The following is a 19,948-nucleotide window of genomic DNA, read 5'->3' as shown; positions in this document are numbered from 1 at the left end:
AAACGGGGTTTCACTGGTAGAAAAACCTGATAACTTATTGGACCAATTACTCAGGTTGTATGACTACTATTAGAGGGAACCCATTGTGAAAACATTAAACCGTCGTGATTTCCCCGGCGCGCAGTACCCTGACCGTATCATCCAGTTTGGTGAAGGCAATTTCCTGCGCGCATTCGTTGACTGGCAGATAGATCTCCTCAACGAGCATACCGACCTGAATGCGGGCATCGTGGTCGTCCGTCCTATTGCGACGGATTTCCCGCCTTCACTGAGCACCCAGGACGGCCTTTACACCACCATTATTCGCGGTCTGAACGAGCAGGGTGAGGCGGTGAGCGACGCGCGCCTGATCCGCTCGGTCAACCGGGAGATCAGCGCTTACGCTGACTTCGACGCTTTTTTACGTCTGGCGCATAACCCGGAGATGCGGTTTGTCTTCTCCAATACCACTGAGGCGGGCATCAGCTACCATGCCGGGGATCGTTTTGACGACGCGCCGCCGGTCAGCTATCCGGCGAAACTGACGCGTCTGCTGTTTGAACGCTACCAGCATTTCGCCGGTGCGGCCGACAAGGGATGGGTGATTATTCCCTGCGAACTGATCGATTATAACGGCGAGGCGCTGCAGGCGCTGCTGCTGCGCTATGCTGCTGAGTGGCAGCTGCCGCAGGCCTTTATCCGCTGGCTGACCTCCGCGAACACCTTCTGTTCAACGCTGGTGGATCGCATCGTAACCGGCTATCCGCGTGATGAAGTGGCGGCCCTTGAGGCACAGACTGGCTATAAAGATGCCTTCCTTGATACCGCCGAGCATTTCTACCTGTTTGTGATCCAGGGGCCTGCCTCGCTGGCGGCCGAGCTGCGTCTCGATAAACTGCCGCTGAATGTGCGCATTGTGGACGATATCAAGCCGTATAAAGAGCGCAAAGTGGCGATCCTCAACGGGGCGCATACCGCGCTGGTGCCGGTGGCCTTCCTGGCCGGGATCGACACCGTGGGTGAGGCGATGAACGATGCGGAGATTTGCGCGTTTGTCGAAAAAGCGATTTATGACGAGATTATTCCGGTGCTGGATCTGCCGCGCGATGAGCTTGAGTCATTTGCCAGCGCCGTGACCGGGCGCTTCCGTAACCCGTATATTAAACATCAGCTGCTCTCGATTGCGCTCAACGGCATGACCAAATACCGCACTCGCATTCTGCCGCAACTGCTGGCAGGGCAGCAAAAGAGTGGGCAACTGCCGCCGCGGCTGACTTTTGCCCTGGCAGCACTGATCGCCTTTTACCGGGGAGAGCGGGAGGGTGAACGCTATCCGGTACAGGATGACGCCGAATGGTTGACGCGATATCAGACGCTGTGGGCCCGGCATCGGGATCGCCAGATGAGCACCCGCGAGCTGGTGACTGCGGTACTCAGCGTAGAGGCTCATTGGGAACAGGACTTGAGCCAGATCCCGGGTCTGGTGGAGCAGGTGACTGCCGACCTCGATGCTATCCTGTCCCGCGGTATGCGCGATGCTGTACAGCCTTTGTGCTGATAGCGGACGTCATTGACCCGGCTGCGGCCGGGTTTTAAAGCTACCTCATTAGTTACAACATACTTTTTATCATAGTTAACAAGCAGGTCTGTTACTCCGCTGCGAAAAAAGCCTTTTAGTGCCAAATCGCCCCTTCAGGGAGAGAATTGCCGCTAAGCCGCTTGAACATATGCCTGTGCAGGAAAATAATGGTTTGAACCCATTTTCCCTGCCAATGTTCGCAGGCTAATTCATTCATCTGTAAGGAAACTCGCATGGTCATCGATATCCGGGAAATACGGCCGCACGACAAAGCCGAATGGCTTAATCTCTGGGAAGGCTATACCCGCTTCTATGGCAGCCCGCAGCCGGAAGAGGTGACCGAATGCACCTGGCAGCGAATGCTGGACGAGAACTCCCCGGTGCTGGGCAGGGTGGCTGTGGTCGATGATACGGTGGTGGGGTTCGCCATCTGCATTCTTCACGAGGGAACCTGGGTCACCACGCCCATCTGCTATCTGGAGGATCTGTTTGTCGATCCCGCCTTCCGTGGACAAGGCATTGCCAGAACAATCATTAAGTCGCTGCAAACCGAAGGGGCAGACAAAGGCTGGTCGCGGCTGTACTGGCATACGCGTCGTGATAATCCGGCCCGTCATCTGTATGATGAGTTTACCCCGGCTGACGATTATGTGCGCTACAGGATCACGCTTGGGTCCTGAAGCGGTAAGAGGTTGTTAAGCTTTTCCCGCTATAACAGGGGAAACCGGCTCAGGAGAAGCAACGATGGAAAAACGTCTCGACACAGTGGTCAATCTGATTATGTTTCTTTCACTATTGGCTACGGCCTGGGATCTCTCACTGGTGCATCATCTCGCCTGGTAGCAAAGATATCGTGCTGAAACGCGGCGCCTCATGCGGCGCCGCCGGCGTTATTCAATAGCCATCCTCCCTGCGCTAAAACTCCAGTCCTCCCGCTGGTTAAACTGGATAACCACCATCACGTCCTGCGGGCTGACCGCCATCTCATCGTCTAACCGCGCGCAGAGCCGACGATAAAGCCCCTGTTTCTGCTCCCGGCAGCGCGGTTTACCGGCGAAAATATGAAACAGCACGAAGCGGGCGCTGCGTCCGTCGCTGAGGTAGTTCGGGTCGTAAATGCGCTGCTCGTCGGCGGCCTGCTCGATAAACTGAAATTTATCTGCTGACGGCACGTCGAACTCTGCCACCAGACACTCATGAAAGAGCGCCGACAATTGAGCAAACTCCGTGGGACGCCAGGCCGTGCCAAGCGATATGCGGGTCAGGGGCATGGTGTCTCCTGCTCATTCAGACAGGTCAGGGCGCTGGCCGCCGCTGGCCAGCCGGCATAGAACGCCAGGTGGGTGAACAGCTCGACGATTTCGGCCTGGCTCAGGCCATTTTGATAGCCGAGAGCGATATGCCACGGCAGTTGCTGGGTTTTACCCAGCGCCGTCAGGGCAGAAAGGGTGATCAGGCTCCGTTCGCGGGGCGACAGATCGCGGCGAGCCCAGATATCACCAAACAGTACCGTTTCGGTCAGTTCGGCCAGTTTTGGCGCAATGGCGGCCAGGGTGTTGCGATTAACAGCGCTATTTTCCACAGTGACTCCCGTTATTGGGTGTTGAGATGGCAATCACTGTCGCATGCCGGGAAAGAGGTTGAATATCGCAATGTTCAGGATATTTCGTCCTGATAAACAGGATGATTTTTCACCCTGTTCTCCTTATTCATTGCCGCGCTTAAGCGCTCATTCCGGTTAGACGTCGATTTTTCGCGCCACGATAAACAACCTGGGGAATCGCAGGAGCACCTTTCCGTTACACTGTAACGGATAGTGTTCGGCCAGTAGTTCGACATAGCGTGTCAGAAATGCGTTTCTGGACTGCTCGTCCAGGCCGGCCAGATAGGGACGCAATCCGGTCCCCTGCAACCAGTCGCTTATCGCCTGATGGGAAGCGAGGGGATGAAAATAGGTGGTGCGCCAGATATCAACTTCACAACCCTGACGGGTCAGCATGTCATACCAGGCGTCTGGCGGGAGTAAGGGCTGGCGCCCGCGGTCCGGTAATCCCTGCTCGTCGGCGACCTGGCGCATCAGGGTATGCGAAGGTTCCTGCCAGTTATCCGGCATTTGCACGGCCAGCGTCCCGTTGACTGCCAGCTGCGCCACCAGATGTGGAAACAGCGTCTCATGATCCGCCAGCCACTGCAGAGAGGCGTTCGCATAGATCACGTCTACCGGTTGCGCAGGCCGCCAGCGGGCAATATCGGCGTCGATGAACTCACAGTCGGGTAAGGCCTGTGCCGCCTGAGCCAGCATGGCCGGGGAGTTATCGATACCGGTGATTGCCGCCAGCGGCCAGGCGGCGCGCAGCAGGCGGGTGCTGTTTCCCGGCCCGCAGCCAAGGTCGACAACGTGCTCAACCTGCAGATGGGCAATACGCGAGAGCAGGTCGGCCGCGGGGCGGGTACGTTCAGCGTCAAATTGCAAATACAAAGAAGGGTTCCAGTCAGCCATAGCGCGGTCCTGTGTGAGGGAAGACTGGGCAAAGCATAGAACGCTACTGGCAGCCTGTCAGCCGCCGAATGTTACCAGCGGTAACCCACTTCGTGACAGTGTCACAAAAAGAATAAACATCAGTGGGCTTTTCGCGTCTGGTCGGTACGCTCAGGGAGGCGGTGAGATGGACAGTCACTGCGCCCGTTGCGGGCGCAGTGACTTATTCGGCGTTCTTGAGCGCTTCAGCGCGGCTGGCGGTGGCGTAAACAAAATCCAGCATCGGTTCGAGATCGGTGTCGTAACCGGCCTGAATGATTTTACCTCGCAGCCATTCAATTTCGCTGGTGATATCGGGCGGGAAGATGTTGTTATCCTGCGCCCGGCGCAGCCATTTCAGCAGAAAGTTATTCTTTCCTCTGATACCGCCCGATTTTTTCGACTTTCCGTGCATCTTCAGCGCGACCAGGACGCAGTAATAGAAATGAACGCGCTGATTAAAACTTTGGTGCATGTCTGTGTTTCCCGCCAGAATCAGGAATTCACCGTGTGGGTCAGTGATTCGGATTGGACTACGGCGCCGGGCTGGATCGTTGTGCGATCTCTGTTGTTCTCCGCTACCGTCCTTGCATCTGTTGTCAGACGCTGAGGAGGATGTTGGCATGGAAGCCGAATCGTCGTCAATTGCCGATTCGTTTTTTGCCCGCGGCGATCCGCGGGCCAGGGCTGACTACGTTCCTGAGACGGCTCGCTGTTGTCGCTGGACGCGTAAAATGAGCAGGAAAGCGAACACCACGACAATCGCCGCCAACAGATATAGCGTGGCGAGGTCGTAGAAGCCGGCAACCCATCCGGCCAGCGGCCCGGTGAGTCCCAGCGCCAGGTCAAGAAACGCCGAGTAGGTGCCGAGGGCGGTCCCCTGGTTTTGCTCTTCCACCTGTTTGACTGCCTCGACCCCTAGCGCCGGGAAGACCAGGGAAAAACCCGAGCCGGTGAGAAAGGCGCCGACGCCGGCCACCCAGGCTGACGGCGCCAGCCAGATCAGCAGCAGGCCGAGACACTCGATCACAAAGCAGACCAGCGAGACCGGGACCCCGCCATAGCGGGTAATGGTATTTCCCAGCACCAGGCGGACGCAGATAAAGCCGACGCTGAACAGGGAGAGGGTAAACGCCGCGCCCTGCCAGCTGTGCGCCGCAAAATAGAGGGTGATGAAGGTGGCGATAACGCCGAAGCCAACGGTACCAAAGGCCAGCCCCAGGCCATAAGGCCAAATTTTTCGTACCACTGCGTGAAAGGGCGCTCTGACACCGGCAGTCACGCTGACATCCTGGCGGGTGCGGGCGAACAGCAGGCCGATGACGGCCACCACTACCACCACCGTGGCAAATCCGCTAATGCCGAAATAGTGGTTAAGGGTGACCCCCAGCGGCGCCCCGATCGCCATGGCGACATAGGTCGCCACGCCATTCCAGGAGATCACCCGCGAGGTATGGATCGCGCCGACGGTTTTGATCCCCCAGAGCGTGGCGCCGGTCGCGGTAAAGCTCTCGCCGACACCAAGAAACACCCGGCCCGCCAGCAGCGCGGCGATGGCCAGCATCGGCGTCGCCTGCAAAAGCACCGCCAGCAGGGTGAATGCTCCGCTCAGCAGACAGCAGATGATCCCGAGACTGACCACTTTTTTCGGGCCCCAGATATCGGTATAGCGCCCGGCGTGCGGTCGACTGATCAGCGTTGAGATGTATTGCAGGCTAATCACAATCCCGGCGACAAAGGTGCTGTAGCCCAGCTGATAGTGAATGTATCCCGGCAGTACGGCCAGCGGCAGGCCGATGGAGAGATAGCAGATACAGGTGAAGACAACGATCGAAATGATGCGCAAATTGAGTTGCGTGGTGCTGACGGAAGTGCTCATAGGGATAAGTGATTAATACAAGGGATGTTTAGCATAGCGCGCCGCGAGGACGCTGGCGAGTCGCGAGGGCGTTTTATCTGTCACCGATGAAGTCGCCGTCTGTCCGAAGGGGCGCAACGGTCTGTACCGTCGATGATGTTGTGCATGCGCCCGCCATTAATCGGGTTTGCCGCTGGCGCCTGCGTACGGGCATGATGGCGTTAGCTTACCACCGCGTTCAGGAGAGAACATGTCCCACGATTTCGCTGATATTGACGTTTTGTTCATTGCAGGCTTCGGTCCCATCACCCGCAGCACGTCGCAAAGCCGTGACTTCTATTGTCAGGCGTTGGGTTTGCCGCTAAAGCCGATGCCGGGTAACGAGGCGTATCTCCTCAGCGAGCAGGATGCTATCGGCGGGGTGAAACATTTCGCGCTGTGGCCGCTGGCGCAGGCGGCGCAGTCCTGTTTTGGTCAGGACCAGTGGCCGGAGACGGAGCCGGTGCCGCAGGCATGGATTGAGTTTGAGGTCCGCGACCTTACTGCGGCGACGGCGCGGCTGCAGCAGCAGGGATACCGCCTGCTCGTCGCGGCGCGCGACGAACCGTGGGGACAGACGGTCACCCGATTGCTCAGTCCGGAAGGGCTGCTGGCCGGGCTCACGGTGACGCCGTGGCTGCGGGCGGAAGAGCCATAGCGCCCGCGCCGGACGCGGCGCAGGGCATATAGGGGAAGTTATTGATTCTCCTCGTGATCGGAAGCGCTTCGTACTTCTCCCCAGGCGCGGTTTTGCAACACGGTGCGATAGCCGTCGCGGTCGACGAAAGTGATGCCATTGACCTCCCAGTAAGGGTTAAACGCCGTAACCCGCAGAAACCCGGCGGCGTCCATGGCGGCGCACTGTGCTTGCCATTCCGCCTGCTGTGGGTAATACAGCACCAGCAAATCTTCATCTCCTGGCGAGGGAGTGACGGGATGGTGGCGACAGTGGGTGAATTCCAGATGCCAGCCCGCGTCGGGCGCGCCGAGCATAATCCCGCTGAATCCTTCATGATCGGTAAAGCTGCCGAGTTGCTGAAGCCCCAGCCCGGCGCAATACATGCTGGCGGTGGCGTCCAGTTCACTGACCGGTCTGGCAATACGCATATGGCTGAACAACATAATGGCTCCCGTAAGCAAAAGCTCAAGTTGATACTGTACCGGTAAATCGGCCCGGCGTGTGTTAAGACGTGCCCGGGCGCCATTTTCTCTCTGTCAATACCATAGCGGATTAACGTCCGCCTTGCGCCGACATTCTCTCTTAATCATAATAAAAAAAGAATTATAAAATACTATTGTTCTTAATATGAGAATCATTGTGAGGTGGTGGATGAATAACAGATCGCGCCAGGCCATATGGCTGGCACTGGCTGGGTCGATAGTACTGATGATCGGCATGGGCTACGGGCGCTTTGCCTTCACCGGCGTGCTGCCGCTGATGCTTAATGAAGGTCTGTTGACCCTGCACCAGGGCAATCTCGCCGCGTCGGCCAATTACGCTGGTTATCTGGTCGGCGCGTTGCTGCTGGCGCGGGTACAGCCTGGGGCCGCCAGCCGACTGAGCATTATCTCCGCCGGGTTGACCATCGCCAGCCTGGCGCTGCTGGCCTGGGTGAGCTCGCCGTGGACCATTATTGCGCTGCGCGCCGTCGCCGGCGCGCTGAGCGCGATAACGCTGATTGCCGGTTCGCTGTGGCTGCTGGAACATATGGGCCATCATCACGGGGCGCCGTTGCTGTATGCCGGGGTGGGGCTGGGGATATTTATCTCTGCGGAGGGGATCGCCCTTGGACATGCCCTGAGCCTCACCAGCCAGCAGATCTGGCTGCTCTGCGCATTATGCGCCGGTCTGCTGCTGGCGCTGGCGATCCGTTGGCTGCTGACTCCGCCGGCTGCACTGGTGAGGGTTTCCCATGTTGAGACCTCCTTGCCTGAGGCCGGGAGCGATACGCGTCGCGCGGCGTGGCGACTATTGATGGTTTACGGCCTGGCGGGCTTCGGCTATATCATCACCGCCACTTATCTGCCGTTGTTTCTGTCCGGTTCGCTGCAGAGCGTTGACCCGGTCCATCTGTGGGCGCTGTTTGGTCTGGCGGCCGCGCCGTCCTGCCTTATCTGGCATAAGCTGGTGCTAAAGTGGGGGTACCGGCAGGCGCTGACCCGCAACCTGATCGTCCAGGCGCTTGGCGTGATCCTTCCAGCCTGCAGCGCTTCACTGCTGTTTTGCGTGCTAAGCGCGCTATTGGTGGGCTTTACCTTTATGGGCACCGTCACCATTGCGCTACCGAAGGCGAAAAGTCTCAGCCATCAGGTGAGCTTCAATATGATTGCCGCGATGACTGCACTGTACGGCGTGGGACAGATTGCCGGGCCGCTTATCGCCGGCGCGCTGTATCAGATCGCGGCTTCATTTAACCCGGCGCTCTATGCCGCGGCGCTGGCGCTGCTGATTGCCGCAGGGCTGGTCTTTACCGAACGCCAGGCTTAGCCAATCGCCACGCTTTGCAGCAGCTTGCGCCACTCGCTCAGGGCGGGGGCGTTCAAGCCGCTGCGCCAGATAAGCTGGGTGGTCGCCTCGCACAGCGGTTCGCTAAGGCAGTTTTCGGGAAGCGTCATCTGCGACAGCACGCTCTGCGGCAGCAGGCAGGCGTAGCGTCCGGAAGCCACGCAGGCGAGCATGCTGTGATAGGAGTTGACCTCATGCACCTCGACGGCCGCCTGCTGCTCCGCCAGCCAGCGTTCGCCCAGCGCGCGGTAGCTGCAGCCGCTGGCGAATGCCGCGAACCGCAGCGGGCCCGGGGTCTGCGGACGGACCAGCATCAGCGTTTCATAAAACACCGGGGTGCATGCCAGCTCGGCGGGACAGGCCGGTTGACCATCGGCCCCAGGCGGCAGGCAGACCAGCGCGGCATCGAGGGCGGCGGTTAACACTCCCTCGGTTAACTGGCGGGTCGGTTGGGTGATAAGGGTGATATCCACCTGCGGGCACCGTTGTTGAAAGCGGGTAAGCAGCGGCGGCAGCCGGCTGGCGGCGGTCGCCTCCATCGCGCCCAGACGCAGACTGCCGCCTGGGGTTGTCGGATGCAGAGCCTGCTTTGCCTCTTCCGCCAGGCTCAGGATCCGCCGGGCATAGCTGAGAAACTGCACGCCTGCCGGGGACAACACCATTTTTTTGTTGCCGCGAACGAAGAGCTCAACGGCAAGTTCCTCTTCCAGCTGCTGAATGCGGGTCGTGATATTGGACTGTGCGCGGCCCAGCCGTTTTGCTGCCTGGGTGACGCTCTGCGTTTCTGCCACCTGAATGAAGATCTCTAGTGTGCTGTGGTTCATATTTTTCTTCTCAATACGATAATGATGTTGATCTTACCATCTTTAAAGGAGATGGTAAGCCTCCGGCACCGCTAATGCATGAGGAAACCATGAGCAACCCGCTACTTTCGCTTATTGATATTGATTATCCCCTGATTCAGGCCCCGATGGCGGGCGTCTCCACCCCCGCGCTGGCTGCCGCGGTAAGTCATGCCGGCGCGCTGGGCTCGCTGGGGCTGGGTGCTTCAACCGTTGCCCAGGCGGAAGCGATGATAGTCGCCACCCGCCAGCTGACGGACCGTCCGTTCAATGTCAATCTGTTCTGCCATGCGCCGCCCCGGCGCGACGCCCGGCGGGAAGCCGACTGGGCAACAACTTTACGACCCCATTTTGCCCGCTATGGCAGTACGCCACCGGATTCGTTAAGCGAGATCTACCAGACATTTATCGGTCATGCGCCGATGCTGGAGCTGCTTCTCGACCTGTCGCCGGCGGTGGTGAGTTTTCATTTTGGTCTTCCTGAACGTGAGACGATCCAGCGTCTGCGACAGCAGCGGATTGTCACCCTGGCGACGGCAACCTCGCTCCAGGAGGCGCTGCTGATTGAACAGCAGGGGATCGACGTAGTGGTCGCTCAGGGCTATGAGGCGGGCGGGCACCGGGGGATCTTTGCTCCGCAGGAGCCTGATGCCCAACTGAGCACCTTCACCCTGGTGCAACTTCTGCGGCGTCGGCTAACCATCCCGGTGGTAGCCGCCGGGGGCATCATGGACGGGGCGGGGATCACCAGCGTAATGCAGTTGGGGGCGCAGGGCGTTCAGCTCGGTACGGCGTTTTTACTGTGTCCGGAATCGGCCGCCGACGCCGGTTATCGCGCGGCGATCAACAACAGCATTGACGGACGTACGGTGCTGACCTCCGCGATATCCGGGCGTCCGGCACGCTGTCTGGCGAATGCCTTCTGTGCGCTGGGGGAAGCCTGTCCGGCGAGCGCCGTGCCGGATTATCCGCTGGCGTATGATATCGGCAAAGCGCTGGCCGCCGCCGCGAAAGCCCAGGGCGTTCATGAGTATGGCGCCCACTGGGCCGGGCAGGGTGTGGGGTTGATCCGCGAGTGTGACGCCGCCAGTCTGGTTCGTCAGCTGGCGGCAGAGTGCGGCTGGAACTAGTGTCTGACGGTTAGCGACGGTGGGCCAGGCTGCGCACCAGCCGATCGCCGGCCATTTGCACGCCCTGGACCATCGCCACCAGGATCAGCACCGTGCCAAACATGACTTCATTATTAAACCGCTGATAGCCGTAGCGGATGGCGAGGTCGCCGAGTCCACCGCCGCCGATCACACCGGCCATGGAGGAGAAACCAATCAGCATCACGATGGTCAGCGTGATCCCGGCCAGCAGCGTTGGCAGGGCTTCCGGCAGCAGGGATTTAAAAATCACGTGCCAGACGTTACCGCCCATCGACAGAATGGCTTCGATTCTCCCGTAGTCCACCTCGTCGAGCGCGTTTTCCGTCAGACGGGCAAAGAACGGAAAGGCGCCGATGGTCACCGGCACGATGGCGGCGGTGCTGCCCAGCGTGGTGCCGACGATCAGGCGGGTAAAGGGGATCAGGGCGATCAGCAGCACGATAAACGGCAGCGACCTGCCGATGTTGATCACCGCGCCTAACAGCGCGTTCAGTTTCGGCATCGGCGCCAGCCCGTTGGCGCGGGAAATAAATAACAGCACGCCGGTGGGCAGCCCGATCAGCACGGTAAACAGGGCCGCCAGGCCCACCATATAAAGCGTATCCAGCGTGCCGTCGAGTAATAACGGCCACAAATCTTCCCAGCTCATGCTACTCCGCATAATGGCCTCCCCTGAACGCCGTGACGGGTAAGAAAATCTTGTTCAGCCTGCGGGTCGTGCAGCAACGACTGGCGCAGCCGCGACCATGGGGTCACCAGCAGGTCGGCGAGTTTACCGCTCTCGACAATCTCGCCCTGTTCCAGCAGCGCCGCGTGGTCACAAATGGTTTTCACCACCTCCAGCTGGTGCGTAATCAACACGATGGTCAGATTGAGGCGCTGGTTAATATCCGCCAGCAGGGCCAGCACCGAGGCGGTGGTCTCGGGATCCAGCGCACTGGTCGCCTCATCGCACAGCAACACTTCCGGCCGGGCGGCCAGCGCCCGGGCGATGCCGACGCGCTGTTTTTGCCCACCGGAAAGCTGCGACGGGAAGGCGGCGGCCTTTTCGCTGAGATCCACCAGCTCCAGCAGTTCGCGCACCCTGGCCTCGCGAGCGGCCCTCGGCACTCCGGCAATCTCCAGCGGCACCGCGATGTTGTCAGCGACGGTGCGGGCATGCAGCAGATTGAAGTGCTGGAAAATCATCCCGGTGCGCAGGCGATAATCCCGCAGCGCCGCCTTGTTCAACTGGGTAATATCCTGTCCGTTCACCAGAATGCGGCCCGAGGTGGGCCGCTCCAGTAAATTGAGACAGCGGATGAGCGTACTTTTGCCGGCGCCACTGCGCCCGAGAATGCCGTATATTGCCCCTTTCGGTATCTGCAACGCGATATCGTTCAGCGCCGGTCGGCCGGTTCCGGCGTAGGTTTTGCTCAGCCCTTCGATGGTTATCATGACTGAGGGGCCACCGGGATCACCGAGCCGTTGTAGGTTTTACGGATAAACTCCGCCACCTGCGGTGACGTCAGATCTTTCGCCAGCGCCTTAATGCGCGGGTCATTCGCCAGGGCTGGGGTGGTCACCAGAATATTGGCGTACGGATTATGCTCGGCGCTTTCCAGCCCCAGGGCATCTTTCGCTGGCACCAGGCCGGCTTCCAGCGCGTAGTTACCGTTAATCACCGCCAGGTCGACATCGTCGAGGGAACGCGGGATCTGCGGTGATTCAATCTCCAGAATCTTCAGGTGTTTCGGGTTCTCGACAATATCCTTCGGCGTCGCCAGGGTGGTGGCCGGGTCGGTAAATTTGGGATCCAGCTTAATAAGCTTCTGCGCCTGCAGCAGGAACAGCGCCCGGCTCAGGTTGGTGGTGTTATTCGGCACCGCCACGGTGGCGTTTTCCGGCAGTGATGAGAAATCTTTATGCTTATGCGAGTAAATTCCCAGCGGCTCAATATGCACGGTGGCCGCGACGGCAAAGGTTTTACCCAGCGCTTTTTCCTGATCCTTCAGATAGGGAACATGCTGGAAGTAGTTGGCATCCACATCGCCACTGGCCAGCAGTTCATTGGCGTTGACCCCGCTGGTCAGCTCCACCACCTTCAGATCGAGGCTGGGATCGATTTTTTTGATGTAGTTGAGGATCTCCGCGTGGGGAACCGGGTCCGCGGCGACGCGCAGCGCGGCAGCCTGGGCAGACGTCCATGCCAGAGAAAGAGACAGTGCGACCCCTGCCAGTTTAAAAGCGGCATATTTCATGGTGTGTTCCTTTTTAGTTATGGTTAAACGATCAATTGCTCGGCGCGTTCGCGAAACACGTCCTGATAGTAGCGTTCCGCCACGTCCGGATGGGAACGCAGACGGCCCTTGAGATAATTCCAGCCGACATCGCGTAGCAGCGGATTGTGCGGGTCGCTGTCCGGACCTCGCGCTTCACGCGCCAGCTCGGGCGGCAGGGTGTAAACCGGCACCACCGCGTCAAGCTGGGCGCCGAGGAAGAAAGCGATGGAGAGGCGCTGCTGCTGCGCCGGCGGCGACACCACGCGATGGACGGTGGCGCGCAAATACCCGTTGGTCGCCAGCTCCAGCAGTTCGCCAATATTGACCACAAAGCTGCTGGCCAGCGGCACGGCGTCGATCCATTGTCCAGGCGCGACCTCTACCTGCAGTCCTTTCTGTTCGTCCTGCAGCAGGAAGCTGAGGAAACCGGAATCTTTATGGGCGCCGACGCCCTGGCTGCTTTGGGTCTCCTGCTGGCCGGGATAGCGGATCAGTTTGATATGCTCGTTGGGTTTCTCGCCGTAGAGCCGGTCAAAGGCATTCTCCGGGAGCTGCAGGGCTTCGGCAAAAGCGCGCAGCAGGCGGATGCCCACCTGGGTCATCTGCTGTTGCCAGTGAAGTAACACCGGTTTAAGCGACGGCAGGGCGGCAGGCCACAGATTCGGACCCTGCAGGCGCTGCCAGCGCGGGGCGTCGTCGCTGAGGGTCAGCGCCGGACGTTCGGCGCCGATATCAAACTGCTCTCGCCAGTCAGGCTGGCCGCGCGTCAGCTCTGAGGCCGCGCGGTTATAGCCGCGAAAATGGGGGGAGTGGATCATCGCCACCTGCTGTTTCTGCGCCTCATCGAGAGCAAAAAAGCGTTGAGACTGGCGCTGAACTTCATACTGAAGCGCGTCGTCGACACCGTGATTGATCAGATAGAAGAAGCCGATGTCGCGGGCGGCGTGACGCAGGTCGGCCAGAAAGGCCGCTTTATCCGCGGGGTCCGCGTAGCGGGCCAGGTCGAGAATCGGCAGGGTGGTCGCGTTCATTGTGTTCTCCGAAAACGGGGTAATAAGTTATGGGTTGATTCAGGTTCAGGGTTCGGGCACAACAGCAGCGCATGGTGATTTCCTCTGTCCGGGGCTGAACACAGCTTGCCTCAAGGCCAAATAAGCAACCAATAACGTTATTTTCTAATTTATGACCGCGCGGGGTTCAGTGCTTTTGCGTTAAATAGATATAGGCGCGAAGCGCGTAATGAAGCCGGTTGCGCCCGTCGGTCAGAGCCAGTAAGGTAGGCGCACTTTTTTAATGCGGAACGGACGTATCGTAATGTACAGCTCGAAAGATCCCCTGCACGGCGTGACGCTGGAAGCGCTGCTCAATGCCCTGGTGGCGCGCTATGGCTGGGCGGAAATGGCCCGCCAGGTCAACATTAACTGCTTTAAAAGCGATCCCAGCATTAAGTCCAGCCTCAAATTTCTCCGCCGGACGCCGTGGGCGCGCAAAGAGGTGGAGGCCATGTATCTCGCCTCCCTTGATGATGACGCGCCGGTGGAGAAAGCGGATCCCTGGGCAAACTGGCAGAAAAAATAACCCTTACCACAGGACACCATCATGCAGAGCTGGAGCAGTAAAGATTTCACCGCCGACCGCGCGTGGGGCGCGCTGGATATCGCCAATTTTTCCGGGACCACCGTGCGTCTGCACTGGACCGACCAACCCTATATCTGGCACATCAACGATGGTCAGGAGGTGTTTGCCGTGATGGATGGTCAGGTGGCGATGCATGTGAAAGTCGACGGCGAGGAGCAGGTCATCATGCTGAACGCCGGCGATATCTTCTACGCCGAAGTGGGATGCGAGCATGTCGCCCATCCGCAGGGGGCGGCGCGTATTCTGGTGATCGAGAAAGAAGGGTCGGTCTGATCCCTCCGGCGGGCGGTTCTTAGCCCGCCGTTTCATCACCGGTTAGACTCAACATACCGCGTTGATATAAATCACTTATCCAGCTTTCGATATATTTAATTCTTGTTTGCCATTCCCTTCACCCCAGCACTATCTTTTGCCGCAGGCGCCTGAACAGGCACAATCGCGGGAGAGATCATGGCAACCTTGCAGTGGGACCACGCAGTACAGTTTGTGAATCAGCCGGAAGCGGCCATTCAGACCTTTGCCGACCAGCAGCTGCGGGCGGTGGCCGGAGGGCGACATCCGGGGTGGGGAACCCGCAATGCGCTGAGCTATTTTGGCCTGACCTATATCGAATTCCTCGCCATTTCCGACCCGGACGAACTGCGCGCCGCGACGGACAGGTTCCTGCTTTCGCGGGATGCCGAGCGGTTGCTGCCGGAGAACGAAGCGCTGTTTCGGGTGGCGCTGCGCAGCGACGACATCGAGGCCACTCATGACCAGTTGCGTCGCAAGGGGTTGGCGGTATCACCGATTGTCGATGGTCAGCGCAACGATCCGCAGGGCAATATCATCCGCTGGCGGATCTTCACCATCGATGGCGACACTGACGGGCTGGTCTATCCATTTGTGCTGCAGTGGGGAGAAGACGATACCACCCGGCTGGCGCGGCTGCGCGCTCAGGAACTGGACGTGCCGCACCCGCTGGGCGACATTGCGCTTGAGCAGGCGGTGTTCGAGGTGGTCAATCCGCAGGCGGTACGCGATCGCTGGCAGGCGCTGCTGGGCTTCCCGCCACAGGGGGAGCAGGGACTGGACGTGGGCGGCCAGTGGTTTACTTTCCGCGAAGGACCCGCTAACCAGCTGACCGAACTGGTGTTTCGCGTCGCCAACCCGGCGCTTAAGGGGCAGCGCTTTCGCGTCGGCAACGGCGTGTATCGCTTTACATAAAAGCTGAATCTAGCGTGCTGTGGCGCGCAGGGCCCCCGGCGGATGGCCGGTGATGCGTTTGAAGGCCCGGCTGAAGGCCGCCAGCGATTGATACCCGAGGCTGAAGGCGACCGTTTCCAGCGCCTGGCCTTCGTGGGTGATGTACTGCACCGCCAGCCGCATACGCAGCTCGGTCAGATAGCGGGCGGGGGTGGTGTCTGTCGCGGCGAGAAAACGTTCCGCGAACAGCGAGCGTGAAAGCCCCGCCTCCCGCGCCAGATCTTCCACTTTCCAGTTGACCCCCGGCCGCTGATGCATGGCATAGATCGCTTTTGCCAGCCGGGGATCGCGCAGGACCTGTACCCAACCGGTGGCGTTGCCACATCCGCACTCTACCCAGCCACGGACAATCAGCGCGGCCACCACGTCCGCCAGCCGGGCGAGGATCCCGGCATAGCCTACCTGGCGGGTGAGGGATTCCCGCTCCATCGCTACCAACAGCGGCTGGATCTCCGGCCAGGTGTTTAGCAGGCTGCTGACCCGCATCACCTCGGGCATGGCCTTCACCAGCGGCTGCATGCCGCCGAGCTCAAAATCCATACAACCGCTGAAAATGACGGCGCGCTCCGGGCAGTCCGGGCGGCCGCCGGCGTTGATACAGCTTACCGTGCTGCACACCGTTTCGCTGGGCAGCTGGGCCACATTGACCACCGTGGCCTGCGGATCAGAAAGCAGGGCGTGCCCGTCGCCGTTGGGAATAAACAGTGCATCGCCGCTCTCGAGGGTGAACTGTTCTCCGCTGGCCATGCGCAGCAGCACCGGCCCGCGGCTGATGAAATGGAACTGGGCTTTACCCGCCACGGCGCTAAAGCCGACGCCGAACGGGCGTGCGGTTTCGATGCGCCGGTAGTTAACGCCGGAGAGGCGCATCCCGCGCAACAGTTCGCTGGTCAGGTCGATGCCAGGCTGGCTCATGGTAATTCCGGACGAATAATCAATAACTGAAGAGTATGCATCATATATCGTCCAAAGGTAAGTCCCTAAGATGACCAGGATGTTAATAAAACTGGAGAGATGTATATGAGTTCCTGCATAGCTGCTGACGCGAGCCTGTCACCCGCCAAACCTGCCTGGTGCGCCGTCTATGCCCTGGCCCTCGGGGTGTTCGGCCTGATCGTGGCCGAGTTTCTGCCCGCCAGCCTGTTAACGCCGATGGCCAGCAGCCTCGGGGTCAGTGAAGGGATGGCCGGACAGGCGGTCACCGCGACGGCGCTGCTGGCGTTAGTCACCGGCCTGCTGATCGCCACCGCCACCCGCAATATCGATCGCCGCTGGGTGCTGATGTTCTTTTCCGTGCTGCAGATAGTCTCCAGCCTGATGGTCGCTTTTGCCGATTCGCTGGCGTTTCTCCTGCTGGGCCGTCTGCTGCTGGGGGTCGCCATCGGCGGCTTCTGGGCGATGTCCACTGCCACGGCGATGCGTCTGGTGCCGGCGGCCCATGTGCCGAAGGCGCTGGCGATCATCTTTTCCGCGGTGTCTGTCGCTACGGTGGTAGCCGCGCCGCTCGGCAGCTATCTTGGCGAGCTGATCGGCTGGCGCAACGTATTTATTCTCTGTGCGATACCCAGCCTGCTGGCGCTGCTCTGGCAACTGTGGGTGCTGCCCTCCATGCGTCCGGAGAGCGTCGGGACCTTCTCCACGCTGTTCAGGGTGCTGCGCCGTCCCGGTATGCTGGGCGGCATGCTGGCGACAATCCTGATTTTTAGCGGCCATTTCGCCTTCTTTACCTACCTGCGGCCGTTCCTTGAGACCGTTGCGCAGGCCAGTGTCGAAGGGGTCTCGCTGATATTGCTCGGCTTCGGTATCGCTAACTTTATCGGCACCTCGGTGGCGAGCTATCTGCTGAGCCGTAGCCTGCGCCTGACCCTGGCGCTGGTGCCGTTGATGATGAGCGTTCTGGCGCTGCTGATGGTGACGTTTGGCCATCTGACCATGCTGGACGGGCTGCTGGTCGCCCTGTGGGGATTTGCCTTCGGTCTGGTGCCGGTGGCCTGGTCCACCTGGCTTGCCACCACCGTGCCGGATGAAGCAGAAAGCGCGGGCGGTCTGCTGGTCGCCTCTATTCAGCTGGCCATCAGCGCCGGAGCCGCCGGCGGCGGGGTGGTGTTTGATTTGCACGGCGCCAGCGGCGTCTTCACCGGCAGCGGTCTGCTGCTGTTGAGCGCGATGGTGATTGTTTTCGCCGCCGTGCGGGTGAAACCGGTCGCCAGCGCTGACCAGCCGGAGACGGGCCGCTTATCCCGCGAGATCGATAACTAAATTGGCCGACAGGCTGCGGGAGCAGCACAGCGCAATATGCTGCTCTGCGGCCTGTTTTTCCGCCTCCGACTGCACGGTATCCCGGTGGTCGACGGTTCCCTCCCGCACCGGCGTCAGGCAGGCGCCGCAGATCCCCATCTCGCAGGAGAGCGGCACCGCGACGCCATGCTCCTGTAGCACCTGGGCGATGGTTTTGTTCCCCGGGACCGGCCAGCGTTCCCCGGTGGAGGCGAGGGTGATGGTGAAGGTTCCGTCCGCCGCTGACGCTGCCGTCGGGGCGGGCGGATGGAACGCTTCGCTGTGCAATTGCGCCTCCTCCCATCCGGCCCCCCGCGCGGTATCGCGAACCCGGGCCATAAATCCGGGCGGACCGCAGAAGTAGACCCGGGTGTCGGCGTCCGGAGCCCCCAGATCCTGCGCCAGCCGCTGGCGCGGACTCTGCCCCTCGTCTGAGCAGTGGATCTGGCAGATTCCACCGGTTAGCTGGCGGGCGATCTCGGTGGCGAAGGCGGCCTCCTGCGCACGGCTAACGTAATAGTGCAGCGTAAAGCTGGCGCCGGACGCCGCCCGGGCGTGGGCCATCGCCAGCAGCGGCGTAATGCCGATCCCGGCGGCGAGAAGCACCACATGGCCGCCCTCGTGCAGCGGAAAGTGGTTGCGCGGGGCAGAGATCATCAGCGGTTGTCCCGGGCGCAGGGTGTCGTGGACATAGCCTGAGCCACCGCGGGACTGCGCCTCGCGGGCGATGCAGAGCAGATAGTGATCCCGTTCGGCCGGGCTACCGGTCAGGGAGTACTGGCGGATCAGCCCGCAGGGAAGATGGAGATCGATATGGGCGCCGGGCGTCCACGCCGGCAGCGGTTGCCCCTCGGCGCTCACCAGACGAACGGCCAGATTTTTCGCGCCCTGACGCCACAGGCCATCGACCACCACGGGGAATATGTCGCGCATATGACCTCCACTCATACCAGAAAGAAATCGCCAAAACCCATCTTCTTCAGCCCACGCCGGTAGGCGATGGAGCTACGGTCTGCCGGAATATGCGCCTCAAGGGTCAGATCCAGCGGCAGCCGCTCCGGACGCTGGGTTTCTACCATCAGGCGGTCCTCTTCGAACACCCGCAGGTTGAACGCATGTACGTCTTCCACCGGCACGTGCAGGTCGAAATTGCGGGCAATAGGGGCAAACATCCGCGTCACCCGTGACGACACCGGCGAGGCGGCGTTCATGATCACCAGCCTGGCGTCGGCGGGAAAATGGATGGTCAGCGTAGCGGTGAACGGCAGATGCATTTCAAAGTGACGCAGCCACTGGAACCCTTCCGGCGCACGGAAATCGGAGCTGGCCGGGTAATTGCCCACCGAGCTCCAGTAGTCGGCAACAAAGCCGAACGGCGTCTCCTGCGGGGTATAGTCCGGCACCTGCTGGTTGTCCGGATCGGCGAAGGTGTCGGTGTGGATCCACGCGAAGTGGGCGACATCGAGAAAGCCTTCGACCTGGCGGCCGGCAAATCCCTTCACCTCGAAGGCCGGGCAGTTGATTTGCTGAAATCCCGCGTCGTCCCAGTGCGGCATGGTCGGTAACGGCGGCGGATTGTCCGGATCGCAGGCCAGGCAGGTCCAGATCAGCCCGTAGCGCTCCTCCACGGCGAAGCTGGTGAGATGCAGTTTGGCCGGAATGGGTTGCCCCGGGCTGGAGGGGATACGGTTGCAGCGGCCATCCTCACCAAAGCGCAGGCCATGATAGGGGCAGACGATGCCTTCCTCTTCATGAAACCCCAGGGTCAGCGGCACCCCGCGGTGCGGGCAGACGTCGCGGGCGACCACCACCTGGCCTTTAATACGGTAGATAACCAGCTGTTCGTCCAGCAGGGTGGCTTTCACCGGGGCGCCGGTAATATCGCAGGCGCGGGCCACCGGGTGCCAGCAGCGGGCCAGCCGCAGCCAGTCCTCTGGATCAAAGGTGCAATGGGCGGGGGGCGTGGGGGTGATTGTCTTCATGATTTCTCTTCCTGCTCACATCGGTGATTGTTTTATTGTTGTGAGATTATTGTTGTCATATTAGGGTGTTCAC

Annotated in this window: 23 protein-coding genes; 9 read left to right on the top strand and 14 right to left on the bottom strand. The window is 60.5% G+C overall.

The features are described from left to right. The first annotated feature begins 85 nt into the window (after positions 1-85). Positions 86-1,537, top strand: a complete 1,452-nt coding sequence (locus R0140_RS13940; RefSeq protein WP_064143804.1) for a tagaturonate reductase — start codon at positions 86-88, stop codon at positions 1,535-1,537. A gap of 254 nt (positions 1,538-1,791) precedes the next feature. Next, positions 1,792-2,238, top strand: a complete 447-nt coding sequence (locus tag R0140_RS13935) for a GNAT family N-acetyltransferase (RefSeq protein ID WP_008804944.1) — start codon at positions 1,792-1,794, stop codon at positions 2,236-2,238. A 210-nt stretch (positions 2,239-2,448) separates the two neighbouring features. On the opposite strand, the gene R0140_RS13930 is transcribed toward R0140_RS13935, so the two are convergent. The 5 genes from R0140_RS13930 to R0140_RS13910 form a co-directional block, all read right to left on the bottom strand. Then, positions 2,449-2,829 (bottom strand): tautomerase family protein, encoded by a 381-nt coding sequence (locus tag R0140_RS13930; RefSeq protein ID WP_032739892.1) that lies wholly within the window; start codon positions 2,827-2,829, stop codon positions 2,449-2,451. Beyond that, positions 2,820-3,140, bottom strand: coding sequence for a carboxymuconolactone decarboxylase family protein (locus R0140_RS13925; RefSeq protein WP_008804942.1), 321 nt, complete (start codon positions 3,138-3,140; stop codon positions 2,820-2,822). Before R0140_RS13925 ends, R0140_RS13930 begins: the two co-directional genes overlap by 10 nt. 156 nt (positions 3,141-3,296) lie before the next feature. Continuing rightward, positions 3,297-4,058 carry a trans-aconitate 2-methyltransferase gene (gene tam / locus R0140_RS13920; RefSeq protein WP_012541762.1) on the bottom strand — a complete coding sequence of 254 codons (762 nt, stop codon included), beginning with the start codon at positions 4,056-4,058 and terminating at the stop codon, positions 3,297-3,299. A gap of 202 nt (positions 4,059-4,260) precedes the next feature. Next, positions 4,261-4,551, bottom strand: coding sequence for a hypothetical protein (locus tag R0140_RS13915; RefSeq protein ID WP_008804940.1), 291 nt, complete (start codon positions 4,549-4,551; stop codon positions 4,261-4,263). A 216-nt stretch (positions 4,552-4,767) separates the two neighbouring features. Beyond that, positions 4,768-5,955, bottom strand: coding sequence for an MFS transporter (locus R0140_RS13910; protein ID WP_023340119.1), 1,188 nt, complete (start codon positions 5,953-5,955; stop codon positions 4,768-4,770). Positions 5,956-6,184: 229 nt separating this feature from the next. Between R0140_RS13910 and R0140_RS13905 the strand changes: the two genes are divergently transcribed. After that, the gene (locus tag R0140_RS13905; RefSeq protein ID WP_012541761.1) at positions 6,185-6,631 is read left to right on the top strand and encodes a VOC family protein; all 447 of its coding nucleotides are present in this window, start codon (positions 6,185-6,187) and stop codon (positions 6,629-6,631) included. 38 nt (positions 6,632-6,669) lie between these two features. On the opposite strand, the gene R0140_RS13900 is transcribed toward R0140_RS13905, so the two are convergent. Continuing rightward, positions 6,670-7,095, bottom strand: a complete 426-nt coding sequence (locus tag R0140_RS13900) for a VOC family protein (protein WP_032733017.1) — start codon at positions 7,093-7,095, stop codon at positions 6,670-6,672. Positions 7,096-7,303: 208 nt separating this feature from the next. On the opposite strand from R0140_RS13900, the gene R0140_RS13895 reads away from it, so the two are divergent. Continuing rightward, positions 7,304-8,461, top strand: coding sequence for a YbfB/YjiJ family MFS transporter (locus R0140_RS13895; protein WP_023322597.1), 1,158 nt, complete (start codon positions 7,304-7,306; stop codon positions 8,459-8,461). On the opposite strand, the gene R0140_RS13890 is transcribed toward R0140_RS13895, so the two are convergent. Continuing rightward, positions 8,458-9,303, bottom strand: a complete 846-nt coding sequence (locus tag R0140_RS13890; protein ID WP_023340121.1) for a LysR substrate-binding domain-containing protein — start codon at positions 9,301-9,303, stop codon at positions 8,458-8,460. The genes R0140_RS13895 and R0140_RS13890 overlap by 4 nt on opposite strands. 89 nt (positions 9,304-9,392) lie before the next feature. On the opposite strand from R0140_RS13890, the gene R0140_RS13885 reads away from it, so the two are divergent. Beyond that, positions 9,393-10,451 (top strand): NAD(P)H-dependent flavin oxidoreductase, encoded by a 1,059-nt coding sequence (locus tag R0140_RS13885; protein ID WP_012968253.1) that lies wholly within the window; start codon positions 9,393-9,395, stop codon positions 10,449-10,451. A gap of 10 nt (positions 10,452-10,461) precedes the next feature. On the opposite strand, the gene R0140_RS13880 is transcribed toward R0140_RS13885, so the two are convergent. From R0140_RS13880 to R0140_RS13865, 4 genes are read right to left on the bottom strand one after another with little or no spacing between them, the layout of a single operon-like run. Continuing rightward, positions 10,462-11,121: a methionine ABC transporter permease gene (locus R0140_RS13880; protein ID WP_004217626.1), complete on the bottom strand. Its 660-nt coding sequence runs from the start codon at positions 11,119-11,121 to the stop codon at positions 10,462-10,464. After that, positions 11,118-11,909 carry a methionine ABC transporter ATP-binding protein gene (locus tag R0140_RS13875; protein WP_008804932.1) on the bottom strand — a complete coding sequence of 264 codons (792 nt, stop codon included), beginning with the start codon at positions 11,907-11,909 and terminating at the stop codon, positions 11,118-11,120. The genes R0140_RS13880 and R0140_RS13875 overlap by 4 nt, the downstream gene beginning before the upstream one ends. Next, on the bottom strand, positions 11,906-12,712 hold the full coding sequence (locus R0140_RS13870) for a MetQ/NlpA family ABC transporter substrate-binding protein (RefSeq protein ID WP_002904638.1): 807 nt from the start codon (positions 12,710-12,712) through the stop codon (positions 11,906-11,908). The genes R0140_RS13875 and R0140_RS13870 overlap by 4 nt, the downstream gene beginning before the upstream one ends. Positions 12,713-12,735: 23 nt before the next feature. Beyond that, the gene (locus R0140_RS13865) at positions 12,736-13,764 is read right to left on the bottom strand and encodes an isopenicillin N synthase family dioxygenase (RefSeq protein WP_032739893.1); all 1,029 of its coding nucleotides are present in this window, start codon (positions 13,762-13,764) and stop codon (positions 12,736-12,738) included. A 283-nt stretch (positions 13,765-14,047) separates the two neighbouring features. Here R0140_RS13865 and R0140_RS13860 point away from each other — a divergent pair, with 283 nt between their 5' ends. The 3 genes from R0140_RS13860 to R0140_RS13850 all read left to right on the top strand — a co-directional run bounded on the left by R0140_RS13860 (position 14,048) and on the right by R0140_RS13850 (position 15,577). Beyond that, complete coding sequence (locus R0140_RS13860) at positions 14,048-14,311, top strand: VF530 family protein (protein WP_032739894.1); 264 nt, start codon at positions 14,048-14,050, stop codon at positions 14,309-14,311. 21 nt (positions 14,312-14,332) lie between these two features. Continuing rightward, entirely contained in the window at positions 14,333-14,644 is a 312-nt protein-coding gene (locus R0140_RS13855; RefSeq protein ID WP_004205936.1) for a cupin domain-containing protein, read from the top strand. A 177-nt stretch (positions 14,645-14,821) separates the two neighbouring features. Then, positions 14,822-15,577, top strand: a complete 756-nt coding sequence (locus R0140_RS13850; protein WP_023297599.1) for a VOC family protein — start codon at positions 14,822-14,824, stop codon at positions 15,575-15,577. A gap of 9 nt (positions 15,578-15,586) precedes the next feature. Here R0140_RS13850 and R0140_RS13845 read toward each other — a convergent pair whose 3' ends face one another. Continuing rightward, the gene (locus R0140_RS13845; RefSeq protein ID WP_012968250.1) at positions 15,587-16,531 is read right to left on the bottom strand and encodes an AraC family transcriptional regulator; all 945 of its coding nucleotides are present in this window, start codon (positions 16,529-16,531) and stop codon (positions 15,587-15,589) included. Positions 16,532-16,636: 105 nt separating this feature from the next. On the opposite strand from R0140_RS13845, the gene R0140_RS13840 reads away from it, so the two are divergent. After that, entirely contained in the window at positions 16,637-17,875 is a 1,239-nt protein-coding gene (locus R0140_RS13840) for an MFS transporter (protein WP_317703819.1), read from the top strand. Here the strand turns inward: R0140_RS13840 and hpxE are convergent. Together hpxE and hpxD are read right to left on the bottom strand one after the other, a co-directional pair. Then, positions 17,852-18,826 (bottom strand): molybdenum cofactor-independent xanthine hydroxylase subunit HpxE, encoded by a 975-nt coding sequence (gene hpxE, locus R0140_RS13835; RefSeq protein ID WP_012968248.1) that lies wholly within the window; start codon positions 18,824-18,826, stop codon positions 17,852-17,854. The two genes, R0140_RS13840 and hpxE, sit on opposite strands and share 24 nt — an antisense overlap. A gap of 11 nt (positions 18,827-18,837) precedes the next feature. Then, positions 18,838-19,875: a molybdenum cofactor-independent xanthine hydroxylase subunit HpxD gene (gene hpxD / locus R0140_RS13830; RefSeq protein WP_004148366.1), complete on the bottom strand. Its 1,038-nt coding sequence runs from the start codon at positions 19,873-19,875 to the stop codon at positions 18,838-18,840. Positions 19,876-19,948 lie beyond the last annotated feature (73 nt).

It is taken from the genome of Klebsiella sp. w6 (genome assembly GCF_033100215.1).
GTDB classification, from domain to species: Bacteria; Pseudomonadota; Gammaproteobacteria; order Enterobacterales; family Enterobacteriaceae; genus Klebsiella; species Klebsiella variicola.
This window is presented reverse-complemented; position numbering and strand designations above follow the sequence as displayed.